At 48.1% G+C, this 24,144-nt stretch carries 25 protein-coding genes and 1 pseudogene; 10 read left to right on the top strand and 16 right to left on the bottom strand.

The features are described from left to right. Nucleotide 1 precedes the first annotated feature (1 nt). Nucleotides 2–1,273: a mandelate racemase/muconate lactonizing enzyme family protein gene (locus HUN05_08385; protein ID WDP85151.1), complete on the top strand. Its 1,272-nt coding sequence runs from the start codon at nt 2–4 to the stop codon at nt 1,271–1,273. Here HUN05_08385 and HUN05_08380 read toward each other — a convergent pair. Further along, complete coding sequence (locus HUN05_08380; GenBank protein ID WDP87981.1) at nt 1,256–1,936, bottom strand: FKBP-type peptidyl-prolyl cis-trans isomerase; 681 nt, start codon at nt 1,934–1,936, stop codon at nt 1,256–1,258. The genes HUN05_08385 and HUN05_08380 overlap by 18 nt on opposite strands. A 307-nt stretch (nt 1,937–2,243) precedes the next feature. On the opposite strand from HUN05_08380, the gene HUN05_08375 reads away from it, so the two are divergent. Both HUN05_08375 and gltA read left to right on the top strand, forming a co-directional pair. Continuing rightward, complete coding sequence (locus tag HUN05_08375; GenBank protein WDP85150.1) at nt 2,244–3,074, top strand: sulfide/dihydroorotate dehydrogenase-like FAD/NAD-binding protein; 831 nt, start codon at nt 2,244–2,246, stop codon at nt 3,072–3,074. 31 nt (nt 3,075–3,105) lie between these two features. Further along, a complete protein-coding gene (gene gltA / locus HUN05_08370; protein ID WDP85149.1) occupies nt 3,106–4,509 on the top strand; it encodes an NADPH-dependent glutamate synthase in 1,404 nt (467 codons plus the stop codon). Between the two features lie 93 nt (nt 4,510–4,602). Here the strand turns inward: gltA and HUN05_08365 are convergent, their stop codons facing one another. The 4 genes from HUN05_08365 to HUN05_08350 all read right to left on the bottom strand — a co-directional run bounded on the left by HUN05_08365 (nt 4,603) and on the right by HUN05_08350 (nt 6,876). Then, nucleotides 4,603–4,794: a CooT family nickel-binding protein gene (locus HUN05_08365; GenBank protein ID WDP85148.1), complete on the bottom strand. Its 192-nt coding sequence runs from the start codon at nt 4,792–4,794 to the stop codon at nt 4,603–4,605. A gap of 27 nt (nt 4,795–4,821) precedes the next feature. Beyond that, on the bottom strand, nt 4,822–5,238 hold the full coding sequence (locus tag HUN05_08360) for a DUF3842 family protein (GenBank protein WDP85147.1): 417 nt from the start codon (nt 5,236–5,238) through the stop codon (nt 4,822–4,824). A 17-nt stretch (nt 5,239–5,255) separates the two neighbouring features. Continuing rightward, a complete protein-coding gene (tmk, locus tag HUN05_08355) occupies nt 5,256–5,864 on the bottom strand; it encodes a dTMP kinase (GenBank protein WDP87980.1) in 609 nt (202 codons plus the stop codon). 154 nt (nt 5,865–6,018) lie between these two features. After that, nucleotides 6,019–6,876, bottom strand: a complete 858-nt coding sequence (locus tag HUN05_08350; GenBank protein WDP85146.1) for a class III cytochrome C family protein — start codon at nt 6,874–6,876, stop codon at nt 6,019–6,021. A gap of 417 nt (nt 6,877–7,293) precedes the next feature. Between HUN05_08350 and HUN05_08345 the strand changes: the two genes are divergently transcribed. Further along, a complete protein-coding gene (locus HUN05_08345; GenBank protein WDP85145.1) occupies nt 7,294–8,688 on the top strand; it encodes an FAD-dependent oxidoreductase in 1,395 nt (464 codons plus the stop codon). A gap of 347 nt (nt 8,689–9,035) precedes the next feature. On the opposite strand, the gene queD is transcribed toward HUN05_08345, so the two are convergent. Together queD and dnaJ are read right to left on the bottom strand one after the other, a co-directional pair. After that, nucleotides 9,036–9,419: a 6-carboxytetrahydropterin synthase QueD gene (gene queD, locus HUN05_08340; protein WDP85144.1), complete on the bottom strand. Its 384-nt coding sequence runs from the start codon at nt 9,417–9,419 to the stop codon at nt 9,036–9,038. Nucleotides 9,420–9,441: 22 nt separating this feature from the next. Then, a complete protein-coding gene (gene dnaJ / locus HUN05_08335) occupies nt 9,442–10,545 on the bottom strand; it encodes a molecular chaperone DnaJ (GenBank protein ID WDP85143.1) in 1,104 nt (367 codons plus the stop codon). Nucleotides 10,546–10,663: 118 nt separating this feature from the next. Here dnaJ and ubiE point away from each other — a divergent pair, with 118 nt between their 5' ends. Together ubiE and HUN05_08325 are read left to right on the top strand one after the other, a co-directional pair. Beyond that, nucleotides 10,664–11,368 (top strand): bifunctional demethylmenaquinone methyltransferase/2-methoxy-6-polyprenyl-1,4-benzoquinol methylase UbiE, encoded by a 705-nt coding sequence (ubiE, locus tag HUN05_08330; GenBank protein ID WDP85142.1) that lies wholly within the window; start codon nt 10,664–10,666, stop codon nt 11,366–11,368. Between the two features lie 190 nt (nt 11,369–11,558). Further along, nucleotides 11,559–12,224, top strand: a complete 666-nt coding sequence (locus tag HUN05_08325) for a small multi-drug export protein (GenBank protein WDP85141.1) — start codon at nt 11,559–11,561, stop codon at nt 12,222–12,224. A 101-nt stretch (nt 12,225–12,325) separates the two neighbouring features. On the opposite strand, the gene nadB is transcribed toward HUN05_08325, so the two are convergent. From nadB to HUN05_08295, 6 genes are all read right to left on the bottom strand, one after another. Beyond that, entirely contained in the window at nt 12,326–13,942 is a 1,617-nt protein-coding gene (nadB, locus tag HUN05_08320) for an L-aspartate oxidase (protein WDP85140.1), read from the bottom strand. A gap of 20 nt (nt 13,943–13,962) precedes the next feature. After that, nucleotides 13,963–14,580 carry a TIGR04211 family SH3 domain-containing protein gene (locus HUN05_08315; GenBank protein ID WDP85139.1) on the bottom strand — a complete coding sequence of 206 codons (618 nt, stop codon included), beginning with the start codon at nt 14,578–14,580 and terminating at the stop codon, nt 13,963–13,965. A 156-nt stretch (nt 14,581–14,736) separates the two neighbouring features. Continuing rightward, nucleotides 14,737–15,222, bottom strand: coding sequence for a hypothetical protein (locus HUN05_08310; GenBank protein WDP85138.1), 486 nt, complete (start codon nt 15,220–15,222; stop codon nt 14,737–14,739). An 18-nt stretch (nt 15,223–15,240) separates the two neighbouring features. Further along, nucleotides 15,241–15,663 carry a hypothetical protein gene (locus HUN05_08305; GenBank protein WDP85137.1) on the bottom strand — a complete coding sequence of 141 codons (423 nt, stop codon included), beginning with the start codon at nt 15,661–15,663 and terminating at the stop codon, nt 15,241–15,243. Continuing rightward, complete coding sequence (locus HUN05_08300; GenBank protein WDP85136.1) at nt 15,660–15,884, bottom strand: hypothetical protein; 225 nt, start codon at nt 15,882–15,884, stop codon at nt 15,660–15,662. The genes HUN05_08305 and HUN05_08300 overlap by 4 nt, the downstream gene beginning before the upstream one ends. A 160-nt stretch (nt 15,885–16,044) precedes the next feature. Then, nucleotides 16,045–16,782, bottom strand: a complete 738-nt coding sequence (locus HUN05_08295) for a TetR family transcriptional regulator (protein ID WDP85135.1) — start codon at nt 16,780–16,782, stop codon at nt 16,045–16,047. A 227-nt stretch (nt 16,783–17,009) separates the two neighbouring features. Between HUN05_08295 and HUN05_08290 the strand changes: the two genes are divergently transcribed. The 3 genes from HUN05_08290 (at nt 17,010) to HUN05_08280 (ending at nt 20,584) form a co-directional block, all read left to right on the top strand. Then, nucleotides 17,010–18,737 carry a long-chain fatty acid--CoA ligase gene (locus tag HUN05_08290; GenBank protein ID WDP85134.1) on the top strand — a complete coding sequence of 576 codons (1,728 nt, stop codon included), beginning with the start codon at nt 17,010–17,012 and terminating at the stop codon, nt 18,735–18,737. Between the two features lie 270 nt (nt 18,738–19,007). After that, on the top strand, nt 19,008–20,177 hold the full coding sequence (locus tag HUN05_08285; protein ID WDP87979.1) for an IS4 family transposase: 1,170 nt from the start codon (nt 19,008–19,010) through the stop codon (nt 20,175–20,177). 164 nt (nt 20,178–20,341) lie between these two features. Next, nucleotides 20,342–20,584: a peroxiredoxin gene (locus HUN05_08280; protein WDP85133.1), complete on the top strand. Its 243-nt coding sequence runs from the start codon at nt 20,342–20,344 to the stop codon at nt 20,582–20,584. A gap of 105 nt (nt 20,585–20,689) precedes the next feature. Here HUN05_08280 and HUN05_08275 read toward each other — a convergent pair whose 3' ends face one another. Further along, nucleotides 20,690–21,901, bottom strand: coding sequence for an IS256 family transposase (locus HUN05_08275; protein WDP85132.1), 1,212 nt, complete (start codon nt 21,899–21,901; stop codon nt 20,690–20,692). A 70-nt stretch (nt 21,902–21,971) separates the two neighbouring features. Between HUN05_08275 and HUN05_08270 the strand changes: the two are divergent. Further along, nucleotides 21,972–22,487: pseudogene (locus tag HUN05_08270) on the top strand (peroxiredoxin). 67 nt (nt 22,488–22,554) lie between these two features. Here the strand turns inward: HUN05_08270 and HUN05_08265 are convergent. Continuing rightward, nucleotides 22,555–23,313, bottom strand: coding sequence for a tRNA threonylcarbamoyladenosine dehydratase (locus HUN05_08265; GenBank protein WDP85131.1), 759 nt, complete (start codon nt 23,311–23,313; stop codon nt 22,555–22,557). Nucleotides 23,314–23,327: 14 nt separating this feature from the next. Continuing rightward, a complete protein-coding gene (locus HUN05_08260; GenBank protein WDP85130.1) occupies nt 23,328–24,116 on the bottom strand; it encodes a TatD family hydrolase in 789 nt (262 codons plus the stop codon). Nucleotides 24,117–24,144: the final 28 nt, after the last annotated feature.

Raw genomic sequence — 24,144 nt, 5'->3', positions numbered from 1 at the left:
CATGAGCATCATATCCCAGGTAGAGATCTTCCATGTCAGAATTCCTCTGGACAAGCCCTTTTACCCCAGCTGGATTCCGGGCTACCCTGCCACGGACAATCGGTTTGACCTGATCCGGATCACCACGGACGACGGGATCCAGGGATATGCCGCAGGACCTGCCATTGCATCTGAACGCGCCGGCATTGGCAATCTCATCGCCCCATACCTGATCGGACATGATGCCACCGATATTGATCTCATGCTCCAGCGGCTGAGGGAGGTGGGATACCTCGGGGTCAGGGCCAACTGGATAGAGCCTGCCTTCTGGGATATCAAAGGAAAAAAGGCGAACAAACCCGTATACCAGCTTTTGGGCGGAAAAAATGAACCTGTGGCGCTATACGCCTCCACAGGGGAAATCAAGGACAGGGATTCAAGAATTTTTGAAGCCAGGCAAAGGCTTCAAGAGGGGTTTAAAACCATTAAAATCAGGGTCCATGATTTTGATGTAAACACAGACATTGACCATGTAAGGGCGGTAAAGGACGCGGTAGGAGAAGAGATGTCCATCGGGGTGGATGCCAACCAGGCATGGCGGGTGACCATTGTCAATGACGCCCCACTCTGGGACCTTGACCGGGCCAAATATTTTAGTGACGCCTGTGCGGAAATGGGGGTGGCCTGGTTAGAAGAGCCTCTTCCCATGGATGACTACGACAATCTTGCCAAACTGACCCAATACAGCAAGATTCCCATTACCGGAGGAGAGATCCACACCAACGGCAAGGCAGAACTCAAATACATGATTGAAAAAAAATGTTATGATATTTTCCAGCCCGATGCCGTCATGACAGGGGGGATCTCCCATACCCTTGAGGTGGCGCAGCATTGTAAAAAACACCACCTTAAGTTCACCCCCCACACCTGGACCAACGGCATCGGGTTTGCCGTGAATCTCCACGTGCTTCTAGCCTCTGGATTTAACGGAATCAAACCCCTGGAATATCCTTTGAATCCTCCCTCCTGGACCGTTGAAAAACGGGACGGAATCTTACGCAAACCCTTTTTCCATGACCGGGGCATGCTCTATCCCACCCATGATCCGGGCCTGGGGTTTGAAATTGATGAGGACAAGCTCAAACGCTACGGGACAAAAACATTTTCCATGAACAAGCGGCAGCTTGTCTTTTACACCATCAAGGACAAGGGGCTGCTCACCGCCTTTCGCCTCAATTCAAACAAAAAAAAATTCGGAGTGGATGCCCAGAAAAAATCAGTCCAGAATACCTAGAAGTTCGATTTGAAAAACCAGGGTCTGGCCGGGCTGGATGGTCTGGCCGGCCCCTTTATCTCCATAGGCAAGATCAGCAGGCACATACAACTCCCATTTAGAGCCCACAGGCATCCGGGTCAAGGCCCGGGTCCATCCCGGGATGACCTTGGTCACCTGAAAGCTTGCAGGCCGCCCCCTGGAATAGGAGGAATCAAACTGGGTCCCGTCCAAAAAGGTTCCCCTGTAATGACATTCAACTGAATCCGTAAGGGCCGGCACAGGGCCCGTGCCCTGGGTGATCACCTTATACTGAAGCCCGGAAGAAAGCGTGATCACCCCTTGCTTAAGCTTGTTTCCTTCCATGAACACAGCGCCGGCAGCCAAATGTTTTTGCCTGATTTTTTCACTCGCCTCTGCTGCGGCTTTACGGGCAAGACCTTGATACGTCATGAGCATCTGCTTCATTTCTGCCTCGGTCAGGGCAGGGGTTTTCTTGTGGGCATCTTGAACCCCCTTGATAAAGGCATCCATATCCAGGTCAATCTGACCGCTGACATGGGTAAACACATCATACCCCAGGGCATAGGAAATCTGGCGGGTGAGCTTGGATTTTTCCAAAACCTCAACTTTTTTATCAACAGGTCCGGCCGCAACTTGGGATATGATCAGGATACAGGCCATAGCCGCCAGGCAAATATTTTTTTTCATTTTCTCACCTAAATTGGTTTCATCAAAATCACGCCATGGGCTGAAAACCTATCAAAATCAAGCTCTTTTTACAATGACCCAGGGCTTAAAACCATATGTTTTTGCATGCGAACATCGTTATTAAAAAACTTCTTTTGTTTCCTTTACAAAAACAAAACTGTTTTTCAACCAATCTACCAAGCTTTTATACTTGATTTTATAAAAGGATCTGAATATTATCGATGTTTTCGAACACCGGTTAAAGGACGGCTGTCCTCAAAATAGAAAACAGGAGGAAGGAATGGCAAAACTTATACGTCGTGAGGAAATGGCCCAAGGGACTATTATACTCAACGAAATAGAAGCACCCCGCATATCCAGAAAAGCCAAACCCGGTCAGTTTGTGATTCTCCAGGCTGACGAGACAGGGGAGAGGATTCCCCTGACCATGGCAGACACAGATCCTGAAAAAGGCACCATCACCATTATCTATATGGTCATTGGAAAATCAACCGCCCGGTTTAAAGACCTTAAAGTGGGAAAAGATTATTTTGCCCTGATCGGCCCGCTTGGGGCACCCACCCATATTGAAAACCTGGGAAAAGTGGTCTGCGTAGGCGGAGGGACGGGCATCGCCGTTCTCCATCCCATTACCCGGGCCCTGAAAGAAGCCGGAAATGAGGTCACGACCATTTTGGGTTCCAGAAGCTACGACCTGCTGATCATGGAAGAAAAAATGAGAGCCGCCTCCACCCATTTCCACATCTGTACCGATGACGGTTCAGAAGGCCACCACGGATTTGTCACGGATGTATTAAAAGATGTTCTTGAAAAGGATGACATTGACATGGTTGTGGCCATCGGCCCCATTCCCATGATGAAATTCTGCAGCCTTATCACCAAGGAAAAAAATGTAAAAACATTGGTCAGCCTCAACCCCATTATGGTGGACGGCACGGGCATGTGCGGCTGCTGCAGGGTCACGGTTGGCGGAGAAACCAAATTTGCCTGCGTGGACGGCCCTGAATTCGACGCCCACAAGGTTGATTTTGATGAGCTGGCCAAACGGCTGGCATCCTACCTTGATGATGAAAAAGCATCCATGGATGCATACAACAAATCCAAAGCATAATAACGCGCCTAGCGGAGATATGGAGGAATAAATGGCTGGTAAAAAAGAAAAAGTCGATCGCGCGGTCATGCCCGAACAGGACCCGAATATCAGACGCAGAAATTTTCAGGAAGTCCCCATTGGATTGAGTGAAGAAATGGCAATACGTGAGGCAAAAAGATGCCTTCAATGTAAAAAACCGGCCTGTATGGACGGCTGCCCGGTGTCAGTTCTCATCCCCGACTTTATCAAATGCATTGCCGAGGGTGATTTTTCAGGCGCTGCCAATAAACTCTGGGAAAGGAATGCACTTCCTGCCGTCTGCGGACGTGTCTGCCCCCAGGAAGAACAATGTGAAGGCAGATGTATTCTGGGTAAAAAAGGACAGCCCGTTGCCATTGGCTACCTTGAAAGATTTGCCGCAGACTGGGAACGTAAAAACGGGGCAGGCGGAATTCCTGAGGTGGCCGAAAAAACCGGCAAAAAAGTGGCGGTTATCGGTTCCGGTCCATCAGGACTTACCGTTGCAGGCGATCTATTGCTCAAAGGGCACGATGTGACCATTTTCGAAGCCTTTCACAAACCCGGCGGGGTATTGGTATACGGTATCCCTGAATTCCGTCTGCCCAAGGAAATAGTGGCCTCTGAAGTGGCCACCCTGGAAAAAATGGGTGCAGACATCCAATGCAACTCCGTGGTCGGGGCCTCAGTGACCATTGATGAACTTTTTGAAGAGGGATATGACGCGGCCTATATTGGTGTGGGCGCAGGACTTCCCCGGTTCATGAACCTGCCCGGTGAAAATTTCATCGGCATCTATTCAGCCAATGAATATCTGACCCGGACCAACCTCATGAAAGGCTATCTCTTTCCCGAATACGACACCCCCATTGCCAGGGGCAAAAATGTTGTGGTCTTGGGCGCTGGCAACGTGGCCATGGACTCTGCCAGAACCGCCATGAGACTGGGCGCGGATTCGGTCAAGGTGGTATACAGAAGATCCAGGGATGAAATGCCGGCCAGGGAAGAAGAGCTTCACCATGCTGAACAGGAAAAAATTGAATTTGTCCTGCTCACCAATCCCACCCAGTTTTTCGGAGATGAAAACGGACGGCTCACCGGCATGGAATGCCTGAAAATGGAATTGGGCGAACCCGATGCTTCAGGCCGCCGCCGCCCCATTCCCGTTGAGGGCAGCGAATATAAAATTGACTGTGATCTTGTGGTGGTCTCTGTGGGCTCAAATGCCAATCCCCTTCTGACCAACACCACTCCCAATCTGGATCTGAACCGCTGGGGCAATATTGTTGCCGATTCTGTTACCGGCAAAACATCTAAAAAAGCCGTATGGGCCGGAGGCGACATTGTGACCGGTGCTGCCACGGTTATCCTTGCCATGGGCGCAGGCAGGGCTGCTACCAACTCCATGCACGACTATCTGACCATCGGCTGGTAAGCCCTTAGAGCAAAACCCTGACGGGTCAAGCCGCATAAAAAAAGGCAGGTATTGGAAAAATTTTTCCAATACCTGCCTTTTGCTTTTACAACCTTATTCAGGCTTGATAAATACCTTATGGTCCACCAGGGACAGGGCATGGATCCGGCCTTTGACAAATTTTTGCTCCCCAAAAATAGAGAGGAGCCGAATGCCGTTTTCGTCCGGTTCTACCTTGTCCACTGCTTCCATCAACAATGATTCCTGTCCGTCTTTTTCAACGAGATATGCATTGGCCTCACACATAAATGCACTCCTGATTTTAAATATTAATTAATAACCTATAAATGCCAGGTGGGTATCAAGAAGCTCGTCCACCAGCTGGGGCAGAGGAGCGCCTGTCACACCGACAATGGTAAGATTTTCCTGGGTCAAAGGCAATAGCACTTTTCTGGCAGGGGACTGGCACACGGCCTCGGCCATCTCCAGAGTAACCTCCCCCATCATGGCATGGGGCATGATGATCCCCACAGGCCCGACAATCACATCTGCCCTTTTCACGGTCTGGACGATGGCATTGCTGCCCGAAGCCCCCTTGTTGGCGCGGGCTTTGAGCATCTGGGCCGTGGCAATGGCATTGGTGCCCAGAGCGATGACCTCGATGGTCTCTTCAAACCGTTCCTTGAGCCGCTTGATAACAGCCGAGCCAATGCCGCCACCCTGGCCGTCTATAATACAAATTTTTTTCATACATCATCCCGCAATACTTATACCCATTGGCAGACCTGTTCCCAAATGGCTTGCTCCACCTTTTCGGGGGTTTGATTTCCGTCAATGACAATAACGGTTTCCTGACCCTTTAACCGGTCAAAGGCCTTAAAATAATTGGCCCGGACCTGCTTCATAATATCCAGTTTTTCATAAATTTCAAGATTTTCCCTACTCGACTGAATGCGCTCAAGACAAACGTCAGGATCCACATCAATAAAAATGGTGGCATGGGGCCGTAAAATATCCGCATTCAGACGGTTTGCCTGGATCACCCAGTCCATGTCAATATACTGGGCATGGTAGGCATAGGAAGAAAAATAATACCGGTCACAGACAATGGTCTTGCCCTCATCCACCATTTGTGCAATGCCTGTGTCAGGATTGACCAGATGATCGGTTCTGTCTGCTGCAAAAAGAGAGGCAATGGTCCGCTGGTCCACGGGAATTTTTCCTGCAAGCATCTGCCGGATCAGAGAACCAATGGGGCCGTTTGTGGGCTCAAAGGTTGAAATGACATCACGCCCTCTTTTTTTTAATCCCCGGACAAGTTTGTCAATCTGGGTGGTTTTTCCGGATCCGTCTATCCCTTCAAGAACCAAAAACATCCCGTTAGATCTTTGTTTCACGTGCCTTCCTTTTCCATTGACCCGGCTAATATTAAAGCCTTCTTATACCAATACGCAAGAAACCTGGCAAGCCCTCAATAAGGGAAACTTGCCAGGTTTTTCAATTCAAAAGAGATCCCGTACAAATTTGGAATCAGGAATGACAGCCCTTGCACCCTACCGGCCCTGCCTTGGGCAGTGCAGCCGCATTAACAGAACCTTGTTTTTCCTCTTTTTTTATCTGGTCCTGGCGGACTTTTTCCATATCTCTATGGCAGTCCAGGCAGGCATTATGGTAAGCCGCCAGATAGTAGAGCACATTATCCGGGGCCTTGATACTCCGGGTGCCTGAAGGACTTGTTTCGTCGTGGCAGCCCGAGGCGGTACAATTTTCCACATCACTTTCCCCATCCCAGTCATGGTGGCAGGACTGGCAGGCAAATTCAAAATGCAGCCCATGGGGAAATTCAACTGGCCCCCGTTTGGCATCCACCTCTTCGGGAGGCTCAATGGTCATGCTGCCCAGGGGAATGGAAAGTTCTTCCCCGGAGTCTTCCATTTCCGAAATAATTTCTGAATGACAGCCGTCACAGGCAATGGGGCCGGTGGCCACATGTTTAATCCCCGCCTCCTTTTGCTCGGCAGCCTCCATGCGGTGACAGGTTCTGCAGACCTGGTGATAGGCACCGGTCAGGGATTTGACCCGCCGTGCATCCAGGGGAAGTTCCCCGGGCTTTGATGCCCATAAGTTTTCATGACAGCCGGCAGTGGCGCAGCTTTGCACGGGCTCAACCCCGTCCCAGCTATGGTGACAATCCTTGCAGGAATAGGAAAAATGAAGGGAATGGGGAAAACTTACAGGAGAAAGCTTAGGCGCCCGATCTCCCCCCTCGGGTGCCGCCAGAATCATGTTACCGGTCGGCAGCACCAGGGTCTGAGGATCCTGGGCAATTGCATCATGAGTCAATAAAAGGATAGCAAAGCAAAATACTGCAATGAAGAATCGTTTCATGGTCTTTCTCCAATAAGGATGTTGTTTTTACGAATATACCTTCTGGGACGATGGCGCTCCTTTTTCTCCTGTGCCGTTAGCTCACATAATCTTCCCCTCTTATTCAAATGGATCTTTTAAAGATTAAGATAATTGCCTTTCTATATTAGTTGTTGTTTATAAAATCAATATGAAATCTTACCCAGACTTAAAAATTCACATTTCCTATCGGCTTAAATCTTAACCCGGGCTTTCAAGTTTCAAAGCCCAAAAGTTTGGATCCACCCGAGGTTAACCCGTTAAAATGTCCTGAAATAAAAAATTTCAGCTGAAAAACATCCGATCATAACAAAAAAATACCAGATCCGGGTATTGACTTATAATCCAAAATCATATTTAATAAAAGTTTTGATTAAAATTTTTTATCCAAGGTGATTTATGGATTATGATGTCATTATCGTCGGCGGCGGCCCTGCAGGGCTTTTTGCGGCCTTCCACCTGATCGAGAACTCCAATCTTCGAGTCTTGCTCATTGAAAAGGGCAAGGATTCTTTAAAACGCAAATGTCCCATCAACAAACTGCAAAAATGCATCCAGTGCGATCCGTGCAATATATTGTCCGGTATTGGCATATTGTCCGGTATTGGCGGAGCAGGACTCTATTCAGACGGGAAACTCAACTTTATCCCAAGGCTGGGCAAAACAGATCTCACCCAGTTCATGCCGTTGGTCCAGGCCCAGGAACTCATCAATGAGACCGAGCAGATCTTTACCCGGTTTAAAATGGACGGACAGATTTTCCCCACCAACCTGGACGAGGCCAAACTCATACGCAAGGAGGCCAAAAAATTCGGAATTGACCTGCTGCTCATCAAGCAAAAGCACCTGGGCAGTGATAATCTTCCCGGATATATTGCGGACATGGCAACCCATATCAGGGCCAAAGGCCTTGATATCCGTACCAAAGAAAATGTAGAGGATATCCTTGAAAAAGACGGACATGTCCAGGGTGTGATCACGGACAAGGGCACCCATACCGCCCCCAACGTCATCCTGGCCCCCGGGCGCATCGGGACCAACTGGGTATCTGCCGTGGCCCAAAAACACGGCATCCCCTTGAGCCAGAGGGGAATTGAAGTCGGGGTAAGGGTAGAGGTTCACAACGACATCATGGATGATCTTTGCAATGTTATCTATGATCCCACCTTTTTTATCCAGACCCAGAAATACGACGACCAGACCCGGACCTTCTGCACCAATCAGGGCGGATTTGTGACCCTGGAAAATTACAAGGATTTTGTATGCGTCAACGGCCATGCCTATTCAGGCAAAAAATCCTCAAACACTAATTTTGCCTTTTTGTCAAAAGTGGTCCTCACCGAACCTGTGACCGATAACCAGGCATACGGAGAATCCATTGGACGTTTATCCACCATCATCGGCGGCGGCAAACCCATACTCCAGCGGTTCGGAGATTTAAAACGGGGCAGGCGCTCCACCTGGAACCGGATCCGCAAAGGATATATTGAGCCCACCATGACCAATGTGGTCTGCGGGGATATTGCCATGGCCCTGCCCGAACGAATCCTTTCCAACCTCATCGAAGGGCTTGAAGCCCTCAACCTTGTGGTTCCCGGGGTATCCAATGACGAGACCCTGCTCTACGCCCCTGAAATCAAATTTTTTGCCACCCAGGTGGAAACCAACAACCACCTGGAAACAGGGATAAAAGGGATGTACGTGGCCGGAGACGGCCCCGGTGTTGCCGGAAATATTGTATCCGCGGCCGCCACAGGCCTGATCCCTGCCAAACGGATCATTGAGACCCAATAAAAAAAGCCCTCGAGCTTAATCCCAAAAAATTAAGTTCTAGGGCTTTTCCGATCATCAAAATCCCGATCCAACCCGCATATTTCACGAATAGATTCGCCTGAAGGGTGACAATTTGTACCTTTAAAATTAGTTTGGCAAGCAATCATAAATTGCTGCATTTAAAGATATTAATATTCAGGCCTCTCAAATAGTCATGACATATTCTGGCTAAATTCAAGGGACAACAGAGCCTTGCCCGATGATTATGTGGCAATCTTTGGAAAAATCAAATTCCACCCGGCCGAAAAAATCCATCCCCGGCAAAGAAATAACGGAACCTTAAACCGCATTGGCCACCCGCGGGCTCTTTATTCCGGATAATAGATGGCACAGGCATTGTCAGATTCCCAGGCCATGACCCTGGATACGAGGACGTTTTCTGAAACCTCTTGATCCAAAAAGGCCTGGACTTTCTGGGCAATATACACGGCAATGCACTCCGAGGTGGGCTGCCCCCCTTCAAAGGCCGGCAGTTCATTGAGGAATCGATGGTCCAGCTCGCCGTCCACAACCGCCCTGACCGCCTTTTTAATATCTCCAAAATCCGCCAGAACCCCGGCTGAATTCAGCTTATCCCCTTTTACGCAAACTTCCACATGCCAGTTGTGACCGTGGAGGTTTTCACATTTTTCACCGACCATGGCCAGCTGATGGGCGCCTGCAAAATGCGTCTTGACCTTTAATTCGAACATAGTTATCCGCCTGATTATTTCCTTATAGGTTCTTGAACAGATTCTTGAGCTTGTTTGAAATTTTATTGGAATCCAGCCTGTCAAATTCTTTGAGCAAATCCTTTTGCTTCTGATTGAGTTTGGTCGGTGTCTTGATAATCACCTTGATGATCTGATCCCCCCGCCTGCCGGTTCTCAACGAGGCAATACCTTCTCCTCTCAGCCTGAATGAATCTCCGTATTGAGTCCCTTTGGGGATGGAAAATTTTTCCTCTCCCACAAGGGTGGGAATAGTGATTTCATCTCCTAGGGCAGCCTGAATAAAAGAAATGTCAATGGCACAAACAATATCGGTTTTATCCCGTTGAAAAAACTTATGGGGCTTGACATTGATGACCACGTAGAGATCGCCCGGAGGACCTGCGGGCGTAGAAGATGCTTCACCTTCACCCGTGAGCCTGAGCTTGGATCCCACATCCACCCCTGCCGGAATCTTAACCTGGACCTTGCGGGTAATTTCCACCCGGCCCACCCCACGGCACTTGGGACAGGGATTGGGAATGATGGTCCCCCGACCCTTGCAATAGGGACAGGTGGTCTTAACCTTGAAAAACCCCTGGCTCTGGATAAACTGGCCTGTGCCATGGCAGTGGGAACAGGTTTGGGCAGAACTCCCGGGCGCGGCCCCTGAACCGTCGCATGTGTCACAGGTCTCCATTTTTGGAATTGAAATGGTTTTTTCCGTGCCAAAAGCCGCTTCCATAAAATCAATGGTCATGTTGTACCGAAGATCCGACCCCCGCCGAACCCGGCTGCCTCGGCTGTCGCGCCCACCGCCAAATCCGAAAAAGTCTTCAAATATATCTCCAAAACTTGAAAAAATATCCTCAAACCCGCTGGGCCCGGAATGACCGGCCCCTTCCAGCCCCTGGTGACCAAACTGGTCATAGATCTGACGCTTATTATCATCTGTAAGGACTTCATAAGCCTCGGAAGCCTCTTTGAACTTGTCTTCAGCTTCTTTGTTATCCGGATTTTTATCAGGGTGATACTTGATGGCCAGTTTTCTATAAGCCTTTTTCAGCTCAGCCTTTCCTGATTCCCGACCCACCCCAAGTATCTCATAATAATCACGTTTTTCACTCATATTTTATGTCCGCTCGCGCTCCAGCTCGTTTATATTTGTGTTTATGCCTGTTGTGTGATAGTTTTCCAATCTGCCTGGCAAATAAAATAAAATAACTCAGATTCTCAGGTTGTCAACGATGAATGAAGAACTGGATTTTGTCAAAGAGATGTTTGACAAGATTGCCCCGAAATATGATTTTTTAAACCGCCTGCTCAGTATGCGGCAGGATGTTTTCTGGCGCAAAGAAATGGTCAGGGCCGCAAGGCTCAAAAAAAATGCAAAGGTCGTGGATGTGGCCTGTGGCACCTGTGATGTAGGACTTGAAATTTCTTCGGCCCTCGACAAAGAGGTACAGGTGACCGGCCTGGACTTTTCTTTGGGCATGCTCAATCTGAGCAAAGCCAAACTGGTCAAAAAAAAAAACACAACCATTGACCTGGTCAATGGGGATGCCTTGAACCTTCCGTTGAAGAACAATGATTTTGATGCCCTGTTTATTGCCTTTGGCATCAGGAACATCATGAACCGGGAAAAGGCCATCCAGGAATTTCACAGAACCCTTAAACGGGGGGGCCGGCTGGTGGTGCTCGAGCTGTCAACCCCTGAACAAGGCATTTTAAGGCAGATTTATCTGGGATATTTCAAGCAGGTATTGCCCCTGATCGGATCCTTTTTCTCCAAACACAGCAATGCCTATTCCTATCTGCCGGCATCTGTATTAAAATTTCCCAGCCCTGTTTCCTTTGCCGGCCAGATGAAAACGGCAGGATTCACGGATGTAAAATTCAAGCAGATGAGCCTGGGGATTGTCACCCTCTTTGTCGGGACCAAACCCCTTTAAGGCACTTAAAATTGTAATATAAACGTAATTTTTATAAAACATAAAGATAAGTAAACCCTCTGCCACACCCGGGCTGGCAGATCAAAAACCGTACATAACAGCCATCTGGAAGATCTTGACAACCCCAGGAGCTTAATTTATAAACCCTTTGCCTTAAAAAAATTGCAACAGAACAAAGCAAACCATAGAGATGAAACATATTCTTTATCATACCACAGAAGGCCGGATCCTGATATTCGGGGTTTTTCTGGCCTTTACATTCATCGCCCTTGTGGGCGGGGTCAGCGCTGTTGACTTCTCACTGGCAAAGATCCTGGTCCTGGTGATTCTCGCCCATTTGGTGGGCAGCCGGGCCGGAGGCATCGGGCTTTGCATAATCAACGGGTTTGATCCCCTGACAACCATCTCCTATAATTTTTACATCGAAACCTTGATTGTCTGTTTTACTTATTCAGGATTTGTCTTGAGCACCACCAATTATCTCAAGGTGGAATGGATCAAACGGTTCATGAACAAACTGGCCAACAAGGCCATGGAAAAAAAAGAAAAAATCAAACGCTGGGGCTGGATCGGCATATTCAGCTTTGTCATGGCGCCGTTGCCCGTCACCGGTCCTGTGATCGGATCCATCATCGGGTATATGCTGAAAATGAGACTGGTCAGCAATTTTACGGCCACGGCCCTTGGCACACTTACGGCCACCATCATCTGGTGCTACGGATTTGAATTTTTAGAACAGCGGTTCCAGATGGTCCAATATCTATTTGCTGCCATCTGCGTGATGGTGCTCATCCCCTATCTGAAACCCATAAAAAAATTCATCATCTCCTGCACCAAGGAAGACCCTGAATCCTAGGTTTCAATTCACGACCTGGCCATGGCCATGGCGGTAAGCCCAATTTGCCGCAAATCACTTGCCGTTGAACTCACGCCACCAGAATCCCCTGACAAAGATCATCAAAACTGGTTTTGCAAAATAGTCGGATGCAGGCAATGGGCATCATCCCGTTCCGGGTACCAGATATTATAGTGCAGTCCCCGGCTTTCCTTGCGCATCAGGGCGGATCGTATGATCAGTTCGGCCACCACGGCCAGGTTTCTCAACTCGATCAGGTCTGAGGTAATCTTAAAATCCCAATAGTACTCGTCAATTTCATGCTGAATATTTTCAATCCGCCTTTTGGCCCGTATCAGCCGCTTATCGGATCGGACAATGCCCACATAATTCCACATGAGCCTGCGGATTTCATCCCAGTTATGGGTGACCACAATGGCTTCGTCACTGTCCATGGTATTGGTTTCATCCCAGGGAGCCAAAGGCAGGGGGGCTTTCTGGGAAATCTTTTTAAATTCTTCAACCGAAGCTGCCCCTGCATTATGGGCATACACCAGGGCTTCAAGCAAAGAGTTGGAGGCCAGACGATTGGCTCCGTGAAGTCCTGTGCAGGCCGTCTCTCCTACGGCATAGAGCCGCTGGACATCGGTACGCCCGTTAAGATCCGTGGCCACCCCCCCGCACATGTAATGGGCCGCAGGCACGACAGGGATGGGTTGTTTTGTGATATCAATCCCATAGCCCAGGCATCGGGCATGGATATTGGGAAACCGGGTCCTGATGACCCCGGGATCTTTGTGGGTGATATCCAAAAACACGGAATCTGCCCCGGTTTTTTTAAGCTCATTGTCAATGGCCCGGGCCACCACGTCCCTGCAGGCCAATTCCCTGTCAGGGGAATAGTCTTCCATGAACAGTCTGCCCTTTTCATCAATCAGATAGGCCCCCTCACCCCGGACCGCTTCTGAAATCAAAAAGTTTTTGGCCTCCGGATGATAGAGGCAGGTGGGATGGAACTGAACAAACTCCATATTGGCAACAGATGCCCCGGCCCGATAGGCCATGGCAATGCCGTCGCCTGTGGCAATATCCGGATTTGAGGTGTATAAATAGACCTTGGATGCCCCGCCCGTGGCCAAAAGGGTTACCCCGCTGTAAAAGGTCTCCACTTTTCCGGAATGATTGTTGAGTACATAGGCCCCGCAGCAGATATTTTCATGCTGGGTCCTGACCAGGCCGCTTCTGATGCTGGTGGAAAAGGTGATGAGGTTAACGGCAATATGATTTTCAAGGATGGTGATATTTTCATGGGCTTCCACATTGGCAATCAGGGCATTTTCAATCTCTTTGCCCGTGAGATCCTGGGAAAAAACAATCCGCTTTTCAGAGTGGCCGCCTTCCTGGCCCAGGGAAAAATCATACGGCCCTGCACCCTCCATATTAAACCGAGCGCCCCTGGCAACCAATTCCTTGATCCGGGCCGGCCCGTTTTCAACCACCATCTTTACCACTTCCCTGTCGCACAACCCATCCCCTGCCTTAAGGGTATCGTCCACATGGAGATCAAAAGAGTCTGTACTGCCGAATACAGAAGCCACCCCTCCCTGGGCCAAGGCTGTATTGGTCTTGTGGATTTTTTTCTTGGTCACAATGGTGACCTTCCCGAACTGGGCAACCTTCAGAGCATAGCTTAAACCGGCAATACCGCTGCCGATGATCAAAAAATCGGTTTGAATCATTTTCACACCCGCTTTATCTATCAGGACAGAAGAGAGCTTCTCTTTTTCTTCCTGGTGCTTACCCCTATGATCAGGCCTAAAATAAAAACCCCTGCCCCGGAGAGAAACCAAATTTTCTCTTCATTGTTCATATTGGCCTCAAGGGCGTTGATATAGGTCTGCTGTTCTTCTGAATTTTTTAAAAGATCCTTGTATTTGGCATCCAGTTTCAGATAATCGGCAGAGGCCTGTTCCAATTGTTTATATTTTTTTTCGATCCCTTCCAGGGCAGTGTTTTTTGTCTCAAGGTCCTTGGCTTTTGCCTGGGCCGTATCAAGGGATTGAATCAATTCCTGGTTTTCTTTTTCCAACTGCTTGACCATCAAGGCCTTGGGCACCTCCTGGGTTAAAAACCGGCTTAACACCCACCCGGATTTTCCCTGGGCGGTTTTGACCATGGACCAGTCCTTTTGATATTCGACAATTTCCAGCTTGGTTCCCGAAGTCAGCATAACAACGATCTTATGTTCTGTTCCCGGACCTGTGCGCATGGTAATTTTAGTTACCCCGGTGACATAGATATCCTTGGCAGACAGGGGGGCAGCCAGTCCGCAAATCAAAAGACTTGTCAAAATCAGATATTTTATCATCAATTTCATCTCATATCCCTCTCATCTTTAAATTTAGGTATCCATTACCATCGGAACACCCCAATATCAAGACGAAATCCATAAAATCAAAGAGCGACAGCAAGGAAAAAGCCGGTCGGGGAATGAGAAAACCGCTTGATTTTCTCATTCTTTTGCATCAAAGAATCAGACATAGTCGTTATACTCATGGTCATTGCGGAAACGGATTCTGACCCCCATCTGCTCGTAAAGCCTGAGCAGGCCGTAACGGGTTCTGTCCAAAAAAATGAATTCAGGCGGGAACCCCTGGATATGCCGACGAATTTTCTGGATATGCCGGCCCATATTTCGTCCCTGGGCCATAAAACCGGGATGGTCCTTAAAATCAAAATACTCATGCCTGAACAATTGATTGATCCATTCCCCCACGTCCATGAACAGGGAGATCACTTGGTTTAAAATTTTTGAATTTAGATCCGGGGAAATCATTTTCATCCGGACCATCAAAGCGTGATAGGCCTCTTTGTTTTTGCTTCCGCCAATGCGGATCAGTTCCTGGTATTGGGCAACAAAACCAGGGCTCACCGCCATGACACATCCGAAATCAACCAGCCCGATATCTAAATTGTCCATGACCAGAAAATTGCCGGGATTGGGATCTGCGTGAATCATGTTCATCCCATAAAAGCCTTAAACAAAAATATCGTTCAGGGTCTGGGCCACTTGATTCCGGCTGTCCTGATCAGGCCGGGTTTTAAGCCATTGGCTCAGCACCCGGCCCTTTAAAAATGACATGGTCAAGATCCGATCCGAACAAAAATCAGGATATGTCTCTGGAATCTTAACCTGCGGCAGGTTGAGATGATCCCTGAAAAATTTTATATTTTCAGCTTCCTTTTCATAGTCGGTTTCTGATGCCAATACCCCTTGAATCTCATCCAGGGCTGCCCTGATCAGGTCATACTCTGCCAAAGGCCGGACCAGGGTACGGATCATTCCGATATCGTTGTCAATGGTCTTTTGCATGTCCGGGTATTGTACTTTTACGGCAAGATCACACCCGGACCTTGCCCGGTGAACCTGGCCAAGGCTTGCAGCGGCAAAAGCGGTCAAATCAAAGCGGTCAAATCAAAGCGGTCAAACAAATCTTCAGGCAGAGCCCCCAGCCCGTTGACAATAATCTTGCGGACCAGGGCCCGGTTGATGGGCGGCACCTGAAAATAGGATTTGGCCAGTTCTTTTTGAAAAGCATCCGGTAAAAGATCTTGTTCAAAACTAAGCATCTGGGCGGCCTTAAGGGCGGTTCCCCTGAGCAGGGACAGCCCTTGAAACAAGATTTTTGCATTGTCCTTGTCCCGTTTTTCTTTGGATTCTTTTTAGCGGTCAGGGGAAAGAAAGGGGCGTTTCACAAGATATTGGATCTGATTTGTTCCCATTTTTGCCGCGGCTTTCCCTGAAGAAAAGGTACGGGAAAATTTGCCCGTGGGCAGTTTTTCATTCATCTGTCTTGTCCATGAACCTGCGTTTCATCCCGTGGAGGGCGTCGATCCGGTCTTTGACCAGATCCATCCGGCTCAAAAGATGGTTTTTAAACAAAAAGATCCCCATGTCGAAAATTTTATTGCCGATTCCGGCCCTGATGACTGCCGATGCAATATCAATGCTTTTATCAATGAGCAGGGTGGTGGATTCAAAACTATCAGAATCATCCTTGAGCCAATACAGGATAATCCCCACATAATATTCCCAGAAAAATTGGATTAAAAGATCCAAAAACACCTGGTCTTCAATTTCTTTGGCCTCAATAGCCGCCTCAAAAATCTCCCTGACAATGGCTAAAAATTTTTCTTTTGCCGGACGAACCCGTCCATAGTCCTGGCTCAGGGTGAAAAAGGCGGATTTAAATGTTTTTTCCAAAAATTCCCTGTCCGGCAACAGCAGCTCAAGTTTGGTTTCAAAAAAAACCTGGAGCTGTTCTTGAAAGGTATAGGTATTAAACTTAGGAACGGCCACAAGCCTCTGGGTAACTTGGTCAAACCGGTCCTCGTAATAGGCATAGACCATGGCATCTTTGGTGGGAAAATAATTATATATCGTGGCATCCCCAAGGCCTGCGCGCCGGGCAATCTCCCTCATGGTTGCCGTTTTCAGATCCTTTTGAATCACAATATCCACCAGGGCAGCGAGTAATTTTTTTCGGTTTTCCAACTTTTGCTTCTGGGTAATTTTCATACAGCCTCCCAGTTAAAATATAAATATAATCCAAAAACATGAATAATCACGGCTTTAATATATAGCAATTCTTTGTTATCAACAAGTAAAAAATTGTAAAAAAACTCCTTTCCAATCTCGGAAATCCACGCTATAAACGAAAGAGCGATTTTCACTGTTCCATCGTTCTTCAATATGAGGTTTGCCAATTCACAAATATTGATATTAACCTTATTAAAGGAGGCCCAATGACGGATCAAGCCTGGAAAACCACCCTTTGGCCTGAAGGCGTGGCCCACAACGTGACCGATTACCACTTTCCCATCTTTAAATTTTTGGACGATGCCGCCCAAAAATACCCTGCCAATGAATTTACCATATTCAACGGGGCCTCAAAAACCTATGCCCAGGTCAAGGATACAGCGGACAGAATTGCCTATTTCCTTGCTCAAAAAGGAATTGGCAAGGGAGACAAGGTGGCCATTTTCCTTCCCAATCTGCCCCAGTTTCCGGAAATTTTGTTCGGCATTCTCAAGGCAGGCGCTGTCGCCGTTAATTGTAACCCGGTATACACCCCGTCTGAACTAAACCTTCAGCTTCGGGACTCTGTCTCCAAAATGGCGTTCTGCATGGACCACCCCGAGTTTTATCCCAATACGGTAAAGGCCATTGAAAATACCCAGGTGGAAACCGTGGTGGTCTGCAATATCAAAAGCTACCTGCCCAAATTCAAGGCCTTTTTAGGCGGCCTTCTGGGCAAGATTCCCAAGGCGGACACCCACCAGCCCGGACATATCATGTTTGACGATATGGTGGCCCGGTCTAAGCCCCAGCCCCCCCAGGTCACCATAGACCCAGAAAACGATACCGCCATCATGCTGTATACCGGCGGCACCACAAGCGTGCCCAAGGGCGCGGAACTCACCCACACCAATTTCACCTATGATGTCACCGCCCTGTTTGAATACCTGCGCCTTTCCCACGGCGAGGGCAAACCGCCTGAAAAAGCGTATTTCGGGGGATATCATACATTTTTGGGGGTATTGCCCTGGTATCATAGCTTCGGCATCACCGTGGCCCTGCTTTCCGCTGCCGGCTCAGGTTCCAAACTGGTCTGCATCCCGGATCCCAGGGCGGGCAATCCTCCGTTCACCGAAGTGCTCAAGGCGGTTCAGACCCATAAGCCCACCATCATGCCGGCGGTTCCAACCATCTTTGTGGCCTTTACCAATCATCCCCTTTTGGACAACTATGATCTGTCTTCTCTCATGGGATGCTTTTCAGGAGGCGCCCCTTTGCCGCCCGAGGTCTGCCGCCAGTTTGAAGAAAAAACCGGGGCCATTATATTTGAAGGCTACGGCCTGACCGAAACCTCCCCTGTGATTTCCGCCAATCCCACGGATCGGAAAACACGGAAAATTGGGTCCATTGGATTTCCCCTGCCCGGAACCGATGTAAAAATCCTGGATCTTGAAGATCCCTCAAAAGAACTTGCCCAGGGAGAAGACGGTGAAGTGGCCGCCTGCGGACCCCAGGTCATGAAAGGCTATTGGAAACGGCCCGATGCCAATGAGGAGGTTTTTATCACCCTTGAGGGCAAACGGTATTTTCTCACCGGTGATATCGGTCACATTGACGATGACGGATATATTCTGATCACGGACCGGAAAAAAGATATGATCATTGTGGGCGGATTCAACGTCTACCCCAGGGATGTGGAGGATATTCTTTACACCAATCCCAAGGTGGAACTCTGCGCCGTCATTGGTGTGCCGGATTCAAAAAGCGGAGAATCCGTTAAAGCCTATATCAAGCTCAAAGAGGGAGAAACCGCCACCCAGGAAGAAATCACGGCATTCTGCAAGGAAAATATGGCCGGATACAAACGGCCCAGAGCCATTGAATTCAGGGATGAAATCCCCATTTCCAACATCGGCAAAGTGTTGCGCCGGGTGTTAAGGGACGAAGAGGTCTAAAGCAGGTTTCCAGCCAAGACCTGATCTTTATCTGCCAGGGGCCACCGCCCCTGGCAGACCCAGTCTTTAATACATTTTCTTCTGGTAAATCCCCATAGATTAAACCAATCTCTTATCTTATTTTCCATTGATAATTTAAATCCAGTAGTGTCCGGTTAGGTTGTTGCATATAAAAAGCATCTAAAATCATTGAAAAAACAGTCTGTTTTGTGTTGACAAATGTGCGTAAAAATTTTTGTGCGCCTTGAAAACTTAACTCAAGGAGCTCAAATGACGCACATCTCAGTCCCTAAAAAACAACTACGGTCCCTGAACTTTGACAATTTCAGGTGCCCTCTGATAAAGTCACTTTCAAAAGCACCGGAATTACAATCTCGAGGAGACCGCCCTTTAAAAATGACATTCGAAGACCAGATAAATGCTTTGGTTTATTTCCATCTTCAGGAGCACAAGTCTGCCCGACATTTAATTCAGGATCTCAAGGAGAATGTTTTTGCTAAAGAAAATATTGCGCCAGACGGTGGTATCAGCCGTAGTAGTTTCTGTGAAGCCATCAATCACAGGGGACTCGAACAACTGCAATTTATCTTTGAGGATCTTTATAAACAGGCTCTTGAGTGTCATCCGGGTGAACACGCCGAGTTAGGAGAGTTGGTTTCCATTGACGGTAGTCTCATAAATGCAGTCCTTTCAATGCACTGGGCGAACTACAGAAAAGGAAGTAAAAAAGCCAAAGTACATTGCGGATTTGACATTAATCACGGAATCCCAAACAAAATCTTTTTGACTGAAGGCAACGGCGCTGAACGCACTTTTGTTCCCAAAATACTTTCCAAGGGGCAAACAGGTGTTATGGATCGTGGATATCAATCCCATAAAGAATTTGACCTGCTTCAGGAGCAAGGCAAACATTTTGTCTGCCGTATAAAAACCAGGACAACAAGAACAATTATTGATAACCACGAGACCCCTTCCGACAGCTACATTTTTTATGATGCACTGGTTAAACTTGGTACTCCGAATCAAAACCAGACGAAAAGGCCTGTTCGGGTTGTTGGCTATAAAATGGCTGGCGTCAAATACTATGTGGCAACTGACAGGCATGATTTAACAGCGGAACAAATAGCAACAATTTATAAACTCCGGTGGACCATTGAGGATTTTTTCAAATGGTGGAAAGAACATCTGAAGGTATATCATCTCATTGCCCGCAGTGAATACGACCTTATGGTTCAGATTCTTGGCGGCCTTATCACTTACCTGTTACTGGCAATCCATTGCCAAAAACAGTTTAATGAAAAGGTCACGATCAAAAGAGTTCGGCAGCTGCGAACCGCCATTCTAAATGACCTGTTTGGCTTCGAGGAGCAGGGCTCTCATAGTTCAAACAGGGACAATATTGTCAAAGATCAAAAAATTATTGAGCAAGCAAAAACCTAACCGGACATCACTGATTTAAATCCTTTCTTTTTTAAAAAAATAATTTAAAATACCAGGATACAAGCCTTACACAAAATTCAATGACACCTGGTCTTTCATTTTTTTGCAGGAGCCGTTCAAAACCCGAGAGCTTCTGCACAAACAAATTAATTACAGGAGGATTTATGGCCGAAAAAGTGAGTGCCAGATGCACCCGGCCCACGGGCGGACCTGCCCAGGAAGAGACAAAAGAGATCCCGGAAGAAATCATCGCTGCGAAAAAGGAGATAAAACCAATGATCAAAGTAGGGAAAAAAGCCCCGGAATTTACGGCAGCCGGTTACCAGAAAGGCGGATTCATCGGGAATGTTCAGAATTCTGTGTCACGGTTTCGGTTCCCGGATCTGCCTCAGCGCCAGCGGAAGTAAAAGTCAGGTCCGAGAATGGGCCTTCAATCAGCCACGTCGGAGGAGTTGACTTTTGCTGGAGTGGAGTTCCTGGAACCATCTTTTCCATCTGTAAATAAATCCCTATCAAATTCCCAGCTCTTTATCCAGCCGGCCTTCAAAGAAAATTGCCAACTGGGAAATTGTCAGTGACCAATTTTGAATCGGCATTGTCCATTTTTTACTGGCGTTCTGGATCCCCATGTAAAGCAGCTTTAACAGGCTGTCCTGGTTCGGGAATGATCCCTTTGTTTTGGTCAGTTTTCGAAACTGTCGATGCACAGCCTCAATGGTATTTGTGGTGTATATTATCCGTCGAATCTCTTCTGGATATTTAAAGAAATGACTGAGGCGTTCCCAGTTGTTCCGCCAGGATTTTATCACAATCGGGTATTTGTCATTCCATTTATTTTCCAAGATATCCAGTTCTTCTTCGGCCAGATCCTTATTGACCGCTTTATAAACACGTTTTAGATCTGCCATAAATTCCTTTTTATTTTTGGAACCAACGTATTTCAATGAATTTCGGATCTGGTGGACTACGCAGAGTTGAACTTCTGTGTCCGGGAATATGGTCTCAATGGCCTCGGGAAAACCTTTTAGACCATCAACACAGGCAATCAGGATATCTTTTACCCCTCGGTTTGAAAGGTCTGTTAACACCTGCAGCCAGAAGTTCGCACCCTCATTCTCGGATATGTACAGCCCAAGAACCTCTTTGCGGCCCTCGATATTCACCCCAAGAATTGTGTAAACGGCTTTGCTGCCGACCTTTCCGTTTTCTCGTACTTTATAATGTATGGCATCAAGCCATACGATTGGGTACACATTTTCCAACGGCCTGGCCTGCCATTCTTTGACGGTATGGATGATTTTATCGGTAATGGTGCTCAGAGTGGCATTTGAAATCTCAAGTCCATAGATTTCCTGTAAATGGGAAGCCATATCATTATAACTCATGCCCAGGCCGTAAAGGGCTATTATCTTTCTTTCAATTTCATCGCTGAGCGTTGTCTGATGTTTTTTGACGATCTGTGGAGAGAAGGTTCCGGCCCTGTCACGCGGGGTTTCCAGCTCAAATTTACCATCCAGGGATTTAATGGTCTTTTTGCTTTTTCCATTACGGCGGTTGGCAGAAACTTCCTGCCCGAGATGGGACTCCAACTCTCCTTCAAGAGCAGCTTCAGCAAGATTTTTGATTAATGATGTAAGGACGCCGCCCTTACCTGTGAAGGGTTTACCTTCCTGGATGCCTTTAAGGGCTTTTTGAAAATCAAATTCGGTGTTTTCTTCGGTCATGTCAGTTCTCCTTATTTAGCTGAGTATATCAGCTTTCATTCAACTGACACAGAATTTTGAACGCCCTTGATTCATCAATGTCAGTTTGTCAGATTATCTGGGAAAATGGGTGGTGCTCTGTTTTTATCCCGGTGATTTCACCTTTGTCTGAGCCACTGAAATTTCAGCAGTTGCTGAAAAATACAATGAATTTGAGAAACTCGGGGTGGCAGTATTATCCATGAGCATCGACTCCATGTTTGTCCACAAGATGTGGGATGACCATGAACTCTCCAAAATGGTCGAGGGCGGGGTCCCCTTTCCCATGCTTTCGGATGCCGGGGGAAAAATCGGAGAAATTTACGGCATCTATGATGAAGAGGCTGGTGTGGAAACCCGGGGAAGATTCATCATTGACCCGGACGGCATTGTCCAGGGCTATGAAGTGTTGACGCCTCCGGTGGGACGGAATGTCAGTGAAAGTCTAAGGCAGCTCCAGGCATTCCAGCTGGTCCGGGAATCAAAAGGGACCCAGGCCACTCCGTCGGGCTGGAAACCGGGCAAAAAGACTCTTGAACCAGGCCCAGGCCTTGTGGACAATGTCTAGAAAGAATGGAAAACAAAGATGGCCTTTGACTAGTTCACAGGTCTGTCTGGCCAGCCTTCCAAAAATTTTATGAAATGATCATTTCAACGGCCTGGCCGGCCAGGGCCAGGCCGAAACATCCCGGCACCCAGGCAATGGTGCCCAGAGGCGGTCTTGGCCGGCCGTGATCCGCCATTGCCTCGCCGGCATCTTCAGGGTTAAAGGGCTGTTTATTCAAGGGCGGTTCAACAGAATAGACACAGGGCACCCCATGGGAAAGCCCCCGCCGTCTCAGCCGCTGGCGGACCATTCTGGCCAGAGGACAGACCGAAGACTCAAACAGGTCCCCTGTCCGGATCATGGAAATATCAACCCGGCCGGCAGCCCCCATGGAAGAGACCAGGTTCAGCCCCATGGTTTTGGCCCCGAAAATCAGGTTCACCTTTGAGTTGAGCCCGTCAATGGCGTCCACCACCATATCCAGATCATCACTTAAAAGGGAGACAAGGCTGTCTGAATTCACAAAGGTTGAATGAGACTCAACCTGGCACAGGGGATTGATATCCTTTATCCTATCCCGGGCAATCTGGGCCTTTTCCCGACCCATTGTAGAATTTAAGGCATAGAGCTGACGATTGATATTGGATGCGTCCACCCGGTCAAAATCCACCAATTTAAGAGATCCCACCCCGGACCGGGCCAGGGCCTCTGTGGCAAAGGAACCGACGGCACCAAGACCGAAAACGGCCACCCGGCAGTTTTTTAATGCTTCAATGGCGGTTCTGCCCAAAAGCTGTTGAGTTCTGGCAAAGGGATTGCCCTCCCCCCCCGCTGAAAGTTCATCCATCTGATCTAAAATCCTTATAAAATTATCGAATTAAACAGGTTCAGCCCGTTAGTATAACTAAGGTCGGCCAATTTCTCAAACCCCATTTTCCGGTGCTGGGCTGCAATGCGCACAATGCCAGGCAGATTGGCCGGATGATTCAACCGATCAAACACTTTTTCATCATTGCCCAGGCTTGGCAATATGTCGGGTGCATCGGTTTCAAATAGAATCCGATCCAGGGAAACGGCATTCAATGCCTTGATTGTTTTTTTGGCATTGGGCCGGGTCACAGCGCCTGAAAAAGAGATATGAAGATTGTATTTTTCCAATATTCGGACAAGGTCGGCTGACCCTGAAAAGGAATGAACCAGTCCCTTGTTTTTCAATGGACCGTTTTTTTTAAGGATATGAATAAAGGCATCCCAGGCATGCCTGATATGAATGGAGACAGGACGGTTCAAGTCTGAGGCCAGGGCCATCTGGGCGTTGAACACCCGGATCTGAAAATCTCTGTCACTGCCTTTGTCTGAAAAATCCAGGCCGATTTCGCCCACGCCCGAAGGCATTTTATCAAGCCAGCTAGCCAGATTCATCTCCCAGCAAGGTTCCAGGGTATCCAAAAACCAGGGGTGAACCCCGAAACAGGGCAGCACATCCCCATGGGTTTCAGCCAGCTTGGCAGTGGATTCAAAATTTTTTGCCATGGTGGCGCAGGTCACCATGAATTTAAGGCCGCAAGACCTTGCCCTGCGGATCATTTCAGGGACATGATCGATGATCCGTTTATCATGGAGATGGGTGTGCACATCAATAAAGTTCATGAAAAATTATCCTACCCATGGTTTGGCA

Source organism: Desulfobacter sp., assembly GCA_028768545.1.
GTDB lineage: Bacteria > Desulfobacterota > Desulfobacteria > Desulfobacterales > Desulfobacteraceae > Desulfobacter.
This window is presented reverse-complemented; position numbering and strand designations above follow the sequence as displayed.

Excerpts from the sequence above, each read along its gene's own strand:
- HUN05_08285 (WDP87979.1), top strand. The coding sequence starts at position 19,008 with ATGACGCACATCTCAGTCCCTAAAAAACAACTACGGTCCCTGAACTTT.
- ubiE (WDP85142.1), top strand. The coding sequence starts at position 10,664 with ATGAATGAAGAACTGGATTTTGTCAAAGAGATGTTTGACAAGATTGCC.
- HUN05_08310 (WDP85138.1), bottom strand. The coding sequence starts at position 15,222 with ATGATTCACGCAGATCCCAATCCCGGCAATTTTCTGGTCATGGACAAT.
- HUN05_08265 (WDP85131.1), bottom strand. The coding sequence starts at position 23,313 with ATGGATGAACTTTCAGCGGGGGGGGAGGGCAATCCCTTTGCCAGAACT.
- HUN05_08365 (WDP85148.1), bottom strand. The coding sequence starts at position 4,794 with ATGTGTGAGGCCAATGCATATCTCGTTGAAAAAGACGGACAGGAATCA.
- HUN05_08385 (WDP85151.1), top strand. The coding sequence starts at position 2 with ATGAGCATCATATCCCAGGTAGAGATCTTCCATGTCAGAATTCCTCTG.
- HUN05_08380 (WDP87981.1), bottom strand. The coding sequence starts at position 1,936 with ATGGCCTGTATCCTGATCATATCCCAAGTTGCGGCCGGACCTGTTGAT.
- HUN05_08295 (WDP85135.1), bottom strand. The coding sequence starts at position 16,782 with ATGAAAATTACCCAGAAGCAAAAGTTGGAAAACCGAAAAAAATTACTC.
- HUN05_08260 (WDP85130.1), bottom strand. The coding sequence starts at position 24,116 with ATGAACTTTATTGATGTGCACACCCATCTCCATGATAAACGGATCATC.
- HUN05_08360 (WDP85147.1), bottom strand. The coding sequence starts at position 5,238 with ATGAAAAAAATTTGTATTATAGACGGCCAGGGTGGCGGCATTGGCTCG.
- dnaJ (WDP85143.1), bottom strand. The coding sequence starts at position 10,545 with ATGAGTGAAAAACGTGATTATTATGAGATACTTGGGGTGGGTCGGGAA.
- queD (WDP85144.1), bottom strand. The coding sequence starts at position 9,419 with ATGTTCGAATTAAAGGTCAAGACGCATTTTGCAGGCGCCCATCAGCTG.
- nadB (WDP85140.1), bottom strand. The coding sequence starts at position 13,942 with ATGATTCAAACCGATTTTTTGATCATCGGCAGCGGTATTGCCGGTTTA.
- HUN05_08375 (WDP85150.1), top strand. The coding sequence starts at position 2,244 with ATGGCAAAACTTATACGTCGTGAGGAAATGGCCCAAGGGACTATTATA.
- HUN05_08350 (WDP85146.1), bottom strand. The coding sequence starts at position 6,876 with ATGAAACGATTCTTCATTGCAGTATTTTGCTTTGCTATCCTTTTATTG.
- HUN05_08290 (WDP85134.1), top strand. The coding sequence starts at position 17,010 with ATGACGGATCAAGCCTGGAAAACCACCCTTTGGCCTGAAGGCGTGGCC.
- HUN05_08345 (WDP85145.1), top strand. The coding sequence starts at position 7,294 with ATGGATTATGATGTCATTATCGTCGGCGGCGGCCCTGCAGGGCTTTTT.
- HUN05_08325 (WDP85141.1), top strand. The coding sequence starts at position 11,559 with ATGAAACATATTCTTTATCATACCACAGAAGGCCGGATCCTGATATTC.
- HUN05_08315 (WDP85139.1), bottom strand. The coding sequence starts at position 14,580 with ATGAAATTGATGATAAAATATCTGATTTTGACAAGTCTTTTGATTTGC.
- tmk (WDP87980.1), bottom strand. The coding sequence starts at position 5,864 with ATGTTTTTGGTTCTTGAAGGGATAGACGGATCCGGAAAAACCACCCAG.
- HUN05_08280 (WDP85133.1), top strand. The coding sequence starts at position 20,342 with ATGGCCGAAAAAGTGAGTGCCAGATGCACCCGGCCCACGGGCGGACCT.
- HUN05_08275 (WDP85132.1), bottom strand. The coding sequence starts at position 21,901 with ATGACCGAAGAAAACACCGAATTTGATTTTCAAAAAGCCCTTAAAGGC.
- gltA (WDP85149.1), top strand. The coding sequence starts at position 3,106 with ATGGCTGGTAAAAAAGAAAAAGTCGATCGCGCGGTCATGCCCGAACAG.